This is a genomic window from Acinetobacter sp. S40 (genome assembly GCF_016624705.1).
In the GTDB taxonomy this organism is placed as follows: Bacteria; Pseudomonadota; Gammaproteobacteria; order Pseudomonadales; family Moraxellaceae; genus Acinetobacter.
In genome coordinates, this window is record NZ_JACVTU010000001.1 from 209200 (window position 1) to 221227 (window position 12028).

8 protein-coding genes are annotated in these 12028 nt (G+C 32.6%); all 8 read left to right on the plus strand.

Annotation, left to right across the window (positions count from 1 at the left end; translation table 11 throughout):
* Positions 1 to 66 precede the first annotated feature (66 nt).
* The 8 genes from IAE19_RS00975 to IAE19_RS01010 all read left to right on the plus strand — a co-directional run bounded on the left by IAE19_RS00975 (position 67) and on the right by IAE19_RS01010 (position 11658).
* Positions 67 to 996: a hydrolase or metal-binding protein gene (locus IAE19_RS00975; RefSeq protein ID WP_200459079.1), complete on the plus strand. Its 930-nt coding sequence runs from the start codon at positions 67 to 69 to the stop codon at positions 994 to 996.
* A gap of 49 nt (positions 997 to 1045) precedes the next feature.
* Positions 1046 to 1273, plus strand: coding sequence for a helix-turn-helix transcriptional regulator (locus IAE19_RS00980; protein ID WP_005317501.1), 228 nt, complete (start codon positions 1046 to 1048; stop codon positions 1271 to 1273).
* Between the two features lie 106 nt (positions 1274 to 1379).
* Entirely contained in the window at positions 1380 to 2606 is a 1227-nt protein-coding gene (locus IAE19_RS00985) for an ABC-three component system protein (protein WP_200459080.1), read from the plus strand.
* Positions 2599 to 3279, plus strand: a complete 681-nt coding sequence (locus IAE19_RS00990) for an ABC-three component system middle component 1 (RefSeq protein WP_200459081.1) — start codon at positions 2599 to 2601, stop codon at positions 3277 to 3279. Before IAE19_RS00985 ends, IAE19_RS00990 begins: the two co-directional genes overlap by 8 nt.
* A complete protein-coding gene (locus IAE19_RS00995; protein WP_200459082.1) occupies positions 3236 to 5575 on the plus strand; it encodes an AAA family ATPase in 2340 nt (779 codons plus the stop codon). The genes IAE19_RS00990 and IAE19_RS00995 overlap by 44 nt, the downstream gene beginning before the upstream one ends.
* Before the next feature lie 137 nt (positions 5576 to 5712).
* Positions 5713 to 7434: a site-specific DNA-methyltransferase gene (locus tag IAE19_RS01000; protein WP_200459083.1), complete on the plus strand. Its 1722-nt coding sequence runs from the start codon at positions 5713 to 5715 to the stop codon at positions 7432 to 7434.
* A gap of 3 nt (positions 7435 to 7437) precedes the next feature.
* The gene (locus tag IAE19_RS01005; protein WP_200459084.1) at positions 7438 to 10125 is read left to right on the plus strand and encodes a DEAD/DEAH box helicase family protein; all 2688 of its coding nucleotides are present in this window, start codon (positions 7438 to 7440) and stop codon (positions 10123 to 10125) included.
* A 24-nt stretch (positions 10126 to 10149) separates the two neighbouring features.
* Positions 10150 to 11658 (plus strand): DUF6035 family protein, encoded by a 1509-nt coding sequence (locus IAE19_RS01010; RefSeq protein ID WP_200459085.1) that lies wholly within the window; start codon positions 10150 to 10152, stop codon positions 11656 to 11658.
* The last annotated feature ends 370 nt before the right edge of the window (positions 11659 to 12028 follow it).

Genomic DNA, 12028 nt, shown 5'->3' on the forward strand with positions numbered 1-12028 from the left:
TTCATATTTCTGTTTACTTACATAACAAGGGGTAATCAGTAAAATTTTATTTAGAGGACAAATAACATGATTAAAGGTTTAGCGATTACACCGCCAATACTTGGCAGAATTAGTATCGGTAAAGTGGTCGAAAAGAATGGTAAACGTCTGCCTGAAAAAGATGACCAATTTACTATTACCAGTCAAATCCAAGGTAAGGAGGGATGGATCAAACATCCTTTGGATGAACAGCTCAGAGCCAAAGCACAAAACCAAAAACTCAGAACTATTCCAGTCCGTATGATCTTTAATGATCCTGAATTGAATCTACGAGCGGAGTACAGTTTATTCGATCGCCAAACAGGTAGACCGATTTGTGTTGGAAATGGTGAAACTTGCCAGCGGTTGACCAATCAAGGGGTAGAACAACATCCATGTCCATCGCCTGATTTATGTCCACTGGCAAAGGGTGGAAACTGTAAGCCTTATGGGCGGTTGTATGTCAATTTAGATGAATCGGATGAACTGGGTACGTTTATTTTCAGAACCACTGGTTTTAATAGCATTCGCACACTAGCAGCACGACTGAGTTATTACCATGCTGCTTCTAATGGTTTACTTTCGTGTTTGCCACTGCAACTGACCTTAAGAGGTAAGTCCACCACACAAAGTTATCGTACCCCTGTGTATTACGTGGATTTAACTTTGAGAGACGGTGTCAATCTTCAACACGCGATTCAGATGGCGAAAGAAATTGATCAGCAAAGTAAGCAGAGTGGCTTTAATCAGACAGCTTTAGATCAGATAGCACTGCAAGGTTATAGCAATGCTAGGTTTGAAGTGAATAGTGAGGAAGGGTTAGATTTAGTGGAGGAGTTTTATATGGAGGAAGCTTCTGAAGCAGAGCATGCTCAAGCAGAAACTAAAACTAGAGCTAAGTCTAGACCGAATCAGGGGGAAGGATTTGTACAGGATATTCAGCAAGGTTTACAACGAAGTGTGAGGGCAGTGAATTAGCCCATTTTCTAAGCTTGGTTCGATTTTTAATAATAGTAGGAGAAATTAAATGTATTTATCGGATGATCAGATGTTTCACATGAACCAAATTATTAGGATTAAAGAAGTTATTGCAGTTACGGGCGTAAGCCGTTCAGTTATATATGAAAAACTTAACCCTCAATCTAAGTGCTACGATGCAACATTTCCTAAGCCAATTAAGTTGAGTGTGAGTTGTGTTGGTTGGTCGGCACTTGAGGTGAATCAATGGATTGAGCGAAGGTTAGCAAGTCGATAGTTATGGGGGCGAAAGCTCCCAAATTTGAAGTAGTTTAGTTTTTTGCAAAAAAATAGATTTCATGTATATTAGAAAGAAATAAAATTTATAAATAATAGGGTTTTATATGACAGAGGAGCTGCCTGACAGTGCAATATCATCTTGGGGAGGCTTCGTCTATCAAGGAAAGATAGCACTTTTTCATTCGATTAAGCTTCTATTGGATGAAAGCTTCGAGGGGAAAGAAGTTAAGAAATTTGCTTTACAGCTGGATAGTACTGATGACTTTGCCATTTATTCGGATGGTATTGCAATATCGGTTCATCAAGTTAAGGCTAAGGCATCTCCTTATAGATCTGCATTTGAAAAAGCATTAAATAAGTCATCAAAAATATGTATAGATTGTTGTCCTAATACAAAAAGATACTTCCATATCGCTAATGAAATTGATGATTCTAGTGATTATGAAAATGAGAAAAAAGCAATAGTTGAATTTTATAAATATGATGATGATTCTTATTGTAAATTAGATCGAATTGAGAGAGTAATTAAAGAAAAAATAGAAGAATATTTGAATAAGAATTCTTTGGAAAACTCTTTTCTACTTGTAGAGCAGAAATATCATTATTTATCAGAAATGATTACTTCAAAAGTTATTGAAATTCATTCCTTGATCCATCAGGGAACAAGTCAGAATAGAGCGGCTTATGAAAATACAATTGAAAGTGATTTAATTTTAGAAATTTTAATTACAGACTTTAATTTAGTACAGGATCTTCCATATGAGATGAGAAGGTTGCGAAATCTTTTTGCTGATACTTTGGAAAATTATGTATGTGAGAGTAATGAATATTTTACAATACAACAAATAGGCTTATTTAATGAGGTTTTTAAGCATATTTATAAAATGGATGATGGTGAGTTAGAATATATAAAACAATCTATCCGCTTATCATCTTCTGATCAAATAAGGAATGATGATGTAAGTACTTATGCTGAAATCATTACCGATATCTCAGCTAGTATTGTATTAGTTGACCTTCCTCATTATTCTAAAGAGTTAAAAAAATACTTACCTACAGCCTTGAAATTGCAAGATAGACGTGCTGAATCATTTAAAACTAAATTGATAGAACAACTTCGTAGTAATAATTTATTAGTAAAAATTTTATATGAGTACAATATTTTAATATCAGGTAGTGAAGTTCACAAAAATATTGAAATTAATGCTTATAATGACAGTGTAACACGAATCACTATCGATGATATTGAGGCTGAAAATCATATATTAAAAGAGCTTCCAGTAAAAGTAATTTGTACCAATGCAGCGCAAAGCGAGTTAAATAATGCTTAAAAAAATTATGCACGAAGCTGTGAAAGATTCAGGATTTATTTTAGAAAAGTCTTCAGATAATACAAATTTTTTCATTAAAGAAAATGGTGGAGCTCAAAGGTACTTAATTGTACATGTCTTAGATCAGCTATTATCTGTTGAAAGTATTCATGAGCTAATCAATGAATCTCTTCCAGATGAAATGCAAAAGCAACCTGCTTTTAAGAAAAATTGTGATTTAATTATTATTTACAAAGTTAATTTTTTAAATGATTTTAATGAAATAGAAGAACAAGTTTTAGAAATAGAAGAAAACCCTTTTTACTTCAAAAAATATTTTTTTTATTATTCAGATGCTGAAGAAAAACTACTTCTTGGAAAAAGTTATGAGGATTTTAAGAGTCAAATTAAGAAAATGGATGAGTTTGATGAGTACAAAAAAGATCCTCTAAAACCTTCATTCCATAGTTTGGTTACAAGATTGTTTATTAAATTTCCATTTCTAGAAATTCCAAAATTTAGTAAATCATTACAAAATCTGTTTGATAGTGTAAGTGAAAAAGTAAATGCTGAAAATTTAGTCAAAACCTATGATTTGATTGGAAAATATGAAGCAGATAGTATTGATGAAGTTATAGCGGAGTTATTAAGTGAAGAATTGGAAAATATCAAAGCTTCAGATTCAAGCATTTAAAGCATTTACAAAGATAGAATTTGATTTCAATAAGTCTTCATTGATTACTTTAGAAGGTCCAAATGGGTATGGAAAAACATCTACTTTTGATGCTATTGAATTGTTATTTACAGGGAAAATATCTAGAATATCAGATCTTTATAAGCTTGTGATGGTTGAGACAAAAAAGAAGTTTAAAGATAATCTATATTGGAACAAAAAAGGTGGTGAGGTTGATTTAAAAATTAAAGTAGAGTTGATGAATGATCATGATGATGAAAAACTGTTTTTTGTTAGAATGGGGTTTGTCAATGATTTAAAAGTCGAAATTAATAATAAAGCTAATAATTTTGATATTTTTAGTTTATATAAATTAGATGATTTTAACTCTGAACCTACTGAGAATAAGTTAGAAAATAATTTTTTTGAACAGTTTTTTGGTGAAAGTTTTTGTTCTAACTATTCAATGTTAAATTATTTACACCAAGGTCAGAGTCAATTTATTTTTTCGAAAAAAATCACTGATCGTAAGAAGGCTTTGGAAGAACTAATAAAAACAACTGAAATAAAGAAACGTATTGATATTTGTAATAAAGTCGAAAGTAAATTAACAAAACAGGAAAAAGCACAAAAGGTAGAAATTGATGAGATAGATGCTAAGTTAAAAAATATCTTGGAAAAAAATATTTCTGAAAATGAATATGATGTTATATATAAAAAAATATCTACACAAAGAACATCTCCAAAATGGGATGATGAAGAAATTTTTTTACAAGAGGCTGATGTAAATTATAATAATTTTATAAAAGAAATTGATCTATTAATAGAGTGTTGTAAAAGAAAAGAAGATATACGCATAAGAAATCAAAATTCAGCTATTGAAAAATTTATCATTGATAATGATAGTTCTTTGTTGCTGCTTGTATCTATAGGTAAGCATATAAGTAATTTTGATAATCTTCAATTGATTAATAAAAGACTCTTAGAGGTTGATCAAGTTTTATTGATATTGGATAAGGATTTTAATGCTATTTCTCAAGAGGAAATTACAAAATTAAGTTCTTTAGGGGTGGTTATTTCAGATAAACTTAAAGAAAATATTATTGAGAAAGATAAGAAATTAGCATTGCTCTCAGAAAAAAAAGCGAAGTTATTAGAGCTTAATAAAATGCGAGAGGATTTATTTGAAAAACATAAGCAAAGTTTTGGTGAGGATGGAACTATATGCGCTTTATGTGGGGTAGATTGGGGAAGTGTAGAAAAACTTATTGAAAATATAAGGGTGATTTCAGATTTATATTCAAAAGAAATTGGAAGTTCAACAGAAGATCTAAGTAAGGTCTATTTGATTATTTCTTCTGAGTTAAAGTTGATTAAAGAGTTATATATAAAAGAAAAAGATGCCTTTTTAAAAGATTTTAATATTAATTTGTTCACCAAATTAAATATAAGCCAAAACTTTTTTAAAACCTTGAACGGTTTGAGTTCTCGTCTTGAGAAAATGGCAATAAGTTATTCTTCTGAATATACAGATGATGATATTGAATTGGAAATTAGAAAAGATAAAATTATTTCTAATTTAAGAGGTTTAAAAAAAATAGAAGGGGATGTTCTACCTGTAGGGTGGGAGGAAGCTATAAGTGTAACTTTTGAGAAACATAAAGATTTCTATGACTTACTGGAAGATGATTTAAATCATAAGAAAAACTATGTAAATAAAAAGTTTAAAGACTTTAAGGATTTTGAACTTCAGCAGACGAAAAAATTGTTAAAGGAAAAGAGTGATTTATATAATGCAAACTTAAATGCAAAAGCTAAAATAATTAGGTTGAAAAAAACACTAATTGAAACTGAACGTGATTACTCTTCAAGAATTATCGCTAATATTGAATTAATATTTCATATCTATAGTGGGCGCTTAATACAAAATTATCAACGTGGTCTAGGACTGTTTATAGACTATGCAGAAGGGCAGCAAATTCGCTTCTGTACTGCGGAAAGTTCTGACCATGATGCGACACTAGCAATGAGTTCTGGTCAATTGGCTGCATTGAGTCTAGCTTTTTTCTTATCATTAAATAGAGTTTATTCCGAGAACTCTTTAGTTTTAATTGATGATCCTGTGCAATCCTTAGATGAAATCAATATTGCATCTTTAACTGACTTATTACGTTGCGAGTTAAAAGATAGGCAATTAATCATTTCCTCACACGAAGATGATATTTCTAGATATATGAGATATCGATTTGAACGGGCTGGTTTATCTCAGGTATCGATTCATATGCAGAGCCATAATACAGATAGTTTAATTCAATGAAACTAAAATAGACCAAATTGATTAGCACGTCAGAGGTTGTCACACTTATGAGAAGGCGTGAGTAAAAATCTAGGGTTGAGTCTTTTTAAAATGGTAATCTATGCCAATTGCGGAGTTTATGTTTTTGGGATTACTTAATGCCTACTTTAAATTGGATAGGAAAAGAAGCAGTTGAAAAGCACCATAAAGAAGTTCCTTATCGATTACTAGAACCTGTGGCTGGACTTTCATGCAATGAGGATGAACAGGGCGGCAATCTTTTAGTTCAAGGGGATAACTTACATGCATTGAAGGCACTTTTACCACGCTATGCAGGAAAAGTTGATTGTATTTATATTGATCCTCCATATAACACTGGGAATGAAGGGTGGATCTATAATGACAATGTAAACAGTCCTGAGATCCGTAAGTGGTTAGGGGAGATTGTGGGGAAAGAGGGCGAAACGCTAGATCGACATGATCGTTGGTTATGTATGATGTATCCTCGACTATCTATGTTGAAAAGCTTTCTTAAGGAAGAAGGCGTAATTTTAATTTCAATAGATGATAATGAAGTAGCAAATTTACGTTTAATTATGGATGAAATTTGGGGTGTAAATAACTTTATATGTCAGTTAGTTTGGGAAAAAGGGAGAAAAAATGATGCAAAATATGTATCAGTAGGGCATGAATATATTCTTATTTACGCTCGAAATAAAAATAAACTCAAAGAGAAAAATATAAAATGGCGGGAGAAGAAACCTGGCGCTGATGAAATTCTTATAGAGCTAAATCGATTAAGAACGTTATACAAGAATGATTATGCTTCAATTGAAAAAGACCTATCCAAATTTTACAAAAATCTAGCGAAAGATCATCCTTCCAAAAAGCATTCAAGGTATTCCAAAGTTGATAACAAAGGAATTTGGCGTGACGACAATATGTCATGGCCAAAACCTGATGGGCCTAAATATAATGTTATTCATCCTGTTACAGGCTTACCTTGTGCTATTCCGCCGAATGGTTGGAGATATAGTACTTTAGAAAAAATGCAAGAACAGATAGGATTAGGAAAGGTTGTTTTTAGAGCGGATCATAGTGAGCCACCTATAAGAAAGACATACTTAATACAAACAGGTGAGGACGAATTTGATGATGAGTCCGCAGTGCAAGTTGCTGGAAGCTACTTTTATAGAAGTGCCTTACAGGCAAAAAATGAATTGAGAGATATTTTTAAAACAGAAATTTTTGATTATCCAAAAGATAGTGATGTTTTAGCAAGATGGATAGATTATGTGACTCCAAAAGATGGGTTAGTGCTGGATAGCTTTGCGGGTTCGGGTACAACAGCACATGCAGTATTAAAACTCAATGCAAATTTTGGAAGTAATAGAAAGTTTATTTTAGTTGAAATGGATAAAAATATTGCTACAAAAGTCACTTTTGAAAGAATTAAAAGAGTAACTAAAGGTTATATAAATAGGAATGGGGAAGATATAGAAGGGTTGGGTAGTAGTTTTCAATTCTGTAAGCTTTCACAAGAACCATTGTTTAATGCCAGTGGTCATATACGCAATGATGTTTCATTCTCGCAATTGGCTGAATTTGTATGGTTTTGTGAAACAGGTACGGGCTATACAGGAAAAGCGGACTCTCCTTTACTGGGAATTTATGAAGGTCGTGCAATTTATCTACTTTATAATGGAATTTTAAAAGATCTTACCGAACAAGGTGGCAATATTCTTACAAAGCAAGTATTTGATGTTCTTCCGAAGTTTGAAGGAGTTAAAGTGATTTATGCGGCTGCTAATCGTTTAGGGGGCAAGGCTAAACGTGAAAATATTGTATTTAAACAAACACCATATGCTTTAGAGGTTTAAGCTATGACTGCGTATATTGCTAAAGAATATCAAGATCAAGTATTAGACAGTGTAAAAGCGTATTTTCAAGTCTGTCATGAGTTTGCAAACGCATCTACGGCCTTTTATGTGACTACAGAACGATTGTGGGGTAAGGGGCAAACCTATAATGCATTAAATGGGTTTAATAGTGAGATGCCTTATTTTTGTTTACGTGTGCCGACGGGTGGGGGAAAGACATGGTTGGCAAGTAAAAGTGTAGCACTAATAAATAAACATTTTTTGAGAGTAGCTCAAAGTATCATCTTGTGGTTAGTTCCAAGTAAGACGATACGTGAACAAACTATTACTGCTTTAAAAAATAAACAGCATCCATATTCATCAGCATTACGTGAAGCAGGTGAAGTCACAGTCATGGATATTGAAGAAGCAAAAAGCATTACTCGTTCAACGCTTTTAACTTCAACAGTTGTTATTGTTGCTACACGCCAAGCTTTTCAAGTAGAAGAAGAAGAAAGTAGAAAAGTTTATCAAAATAATGGTGCGCTAATGCATCATTTTGAGCATCTAACAGAAGAACAAAAGTCAGAATTATTAACAGAGGGAGAAGGGAGTGATCTAATAGTTCCAAATTCTTTAGCTAACGTTCTTAGATTACATCGCCCTTTTATTATTGTTGATGAAGCACATAATAGTCGTACTGAACTTGCTTTTGATATGTTAGCTCGTTTTAAGCCAAGTGGCATTATGGAGCTTACAGCAACACCAGATACAGTGAGAACTCCAACCAATGTTTTACATAGCGTCTCTGCTGCTGAATTAAAAGCAGAACAAATGATTAAATTGCCGATTGTTTTAGAAACAGAATCAAATTGGCAACAATGCTTAGCATATGCGATTCATAAAAGAGAGTCTTTAGAACATATAGCGTTAGAAGAACAGAGACAGGGTTTTGAATATCTGAGACCGATAGTACTTATTCAGGCTGAAGCAAAAAGTAAAGTTCGTGAAACATTGGATATTTATGCTGTACTTAATGAACTAGAAAATAATCAGAATATTCCAAGAGAGCAGATCGCTCTTGCTACAGGAGATGAGAAAGAACTTGAAGAAATTACAGCAAAATATCCTAAAGGAATTTTAGATAAGGCTTGTAAAATTAAGTATGTAATTACTCAAAAAGCTTTAGCTGAGGGTTGGGATTGCCCATTTGCTTATATTTTAGTGAGTATGGCTTCTGTGCAATCAAGTACAGCAGTTGAGCAATTATTAGGGCGTATTCTTAGACAGCCAAATGCATCACATAGACAGAGTGAACAGTTAAATCAATCTTATGCTTATGTTGTATCAAAAAGTTTTTCTGACACAGCTGAAACTTTGAGAGATAGCCTAGTTGAAGGGGCTGGTTTTGATACTAAAGAAGCGGCTGAATTTGTTAAAGCAGGTACGGGTGAGCAAGCTCGTTTGGACTTTGGAAATTCTAAAATTATTGTGAAACCAATAACAATTCCGTTACCTGAAAAGCCAGATTTAAAGTCTGTTACACCTACGGTAAAAAAGAAAGTAGAATGGAATAATAAAACCAATGAATTGACGATTATTACCCCGTTGACTAAAGAAGAGACTGTGGAACTAACGAAAACTGTTTCACAACTAGAGTCAGTGCAGCAAATTGAGAAAGGGGCCGAGGTTAGCCGTCAATCTATCGAATATTTTCAGACACCTGCGGAATTGGGTAAAGAGCTTAAAGTCCCACTATTAGCATTATCGGTTCAGGGCGAGCTTCAATTATTTGATGATCCAGAAGTTCTTGAATATCCTTGGAATTTAACAACAGTAGATGCAAAAGTTTTGCATGATGATATTTCAATTTTAAATTCAGCTTATGCTTCAAATGATTTTGGAACTTTAGATATTGATGAGACTAAAGGTAAGGTAAAAGTTACTTTTCTTCCAAAACTTCAGAGAGATTTAGGTTTGGTGTATAAACCTGAAAATTGGGATGAAGTCAAATTAGCAACTTGGTTATGTAAGAATATCTTAGAAGAATCATTAACTCATGAGGCTAAACGAAATTTTGTTCTTGCGTGGCTAAATGATTTGTTAAGTAAAGATGATTTTGATTTGGCTCGAACAAATACTCAGAAATATATAATTCGTCAGTTGATTGAAAAAAGAATTAATATTTTACGAAAGGAAGCTGTTAATGATGCTTACCAAAATTTCTTATTTGGCAATGATGAGCTTCATCAAATAACAGTCTCAAACGAACAAGAATATCAGTTTAATTTCCATCCAAATGTTTATGCACCTTCTCGCGATGATAATGGTGAATACGGATATTATACATTTAACAAACATTACTATGGCCGTATTGGGGCTTTTGATAGTGGTGAAGAGTTTGCTTGTGCATGTTGGTTGGATCAGCAAGCAGTTAAAGGAAATATTGAGTTTTGGGTGAGAAACTTAGTTCGTAAAGAAGGCTGTTCTTTTTACTTGCAAAAGGGAAATGGTCGCTTCTATCCAGATTTTATATGTAAACTACCTAATGGAAAAATTTTAGTGGTTGAATATAAAGGGGCTGATAAGTGGGAATCTGCTAAGGATGATCGCCAAATTGGGGAGCTATGGGCTAATTTATCAGAAGGACAATGTAAATTTATTATGATTAAAGATAAGCGCTTCGATCTGATTGAGAGCTTGTTAAGCTAATTTAAGTAATAGTTGGGAGAGTACATGAAGTTAATTCATATCATTGATACCGATCAAAATATGTGGATTGATGTTGATGTATTCTTTCAACAATCTGAAATGGAACTTACACAATGGCGTAGTCAAATAAGGGAGCAATATAAAAGGAATAAAACCAAGCCTCATTTTACATGTGCTTGGTGTCAATCACCTGTAACCCTCGCTAGACGTACAGATCACATGCAGATCAACACTTCGGCAACATTCTTTTTCAGACATATTCCTGAGTTGGAAAATACCCCAAACTTCAAGTGTCCTGTAAAGCATATTAAACAGCTATCGGAACAAGAAAAAACTGCTTTAAAGTATCAGATTGCGAAAGAAACCCAACTACATAAATTGCTAAAAGAGAATATATATAAGAGTCTACAAGTAGATGAATCTTTTAGTGATATTCATATTGAACAAGTTCGTAAAAGCATTGACCTAAAGCAATGGCGTAGACCAGATGTATCTTCGTTATATAAAAAGCAATTAGTTGTTTTTGAAGGACAACTTTCTACAACTTTTTTGAATGTGATTATTGATCGTAAGATTTTTTATCAAGATAACAATGCTTGCTTACTATGGATTTTTAATCATTTTGAACCAACAGAAAAAGCGAAGAAGCAGTCAATGCAAGATATTTACTACAACAATAATGCAAATGCATTTGTAGTAAATGATTCTACAGTCGCGCAATCAATTAAATCAAAAGCTTTTACTTTAGAGTGTCATTATCTAAAGCCTGAAATACAGAATAATCAGATTGTTAATAAATGGAATAAAGAGTTCATTGAGTTTCAAAATTTAGTCCATAACGAATTTACAAAGCAAATATACTTTTTTGATTATGAAGCCGAATATCGAAAGTTAAAGCAAAAATTAGGCTTACGACATAGTTATTTACAAGAGAGTAAGAATCAAAAAGATAAACTAAAAGTTCAAAAATATATCGAATCACTAGAACAGGTTGATCTTGAAACACAAGTTCCATCAAAAACTAAATCTGAATTATTGGTCGAGTTTACTAAACTATGGATAAAAACTCATTATCTTACTGATAATCAATTCAACTATGAGTGGTTCTCTATTCGTAAGGAACTTGAGCTAATGGGAATTAGTACTCCTAAATATCTTTTACATGCGCCCTATAAAACAGTGGTTAACTCAATTTTAAGTGCAAAATTTGGCTATGCAGTAGGTAATAATATTAATGATATGGTGAGTGTGGCTCATAACTTGATGGAACATCATCCAGCTTACATTAAGCATTTTATGCTTACTTTAAAAGTAACTGGAAAACCTAACTTATTGAATGAGAGAGATAGTTCGGGTAAATGGAAAGAACGCTATAAAAAATATACCCAACAGTCAGAGGATGCCAAAATTTATAATCATGATTTAAATCAATTTATTGAGTTTTTAGTACCTGAGTTTGAAGGACGTTTGATTTCTTGGGGGGAAGGTAGTACACCTTATTCTAACGCACAATTTGGCGGAGTAAGCCAATAATGAAATCTCAAAACCCTTATAATATTACTTCTATAATCATTCATCTGAATGGTTGCACAGTGCTAGGAAGAATATCAGATATTTGAAAGTTTTAGATGGTATTTATAAATGCTTGAATAAATTATAAATATGATATTGTTGAAAAATTAATTTTTGGTTTCTAAAAAATGACAAAGACGAGTTGTACGAATATATTGGGGCATAATTATGTCCTAATAGGCGAAAAGCAAAACAAGATCTTGAAAAAACATGAGCATTTAAATCTAGCTCCTACATATAGAGGAATCTATAAATGCTCATACTGTGGTAAAGAAATAACATCCCTTTCGTATATAAATCCTAAATTCTAATATTAATTCTATTACTTTGG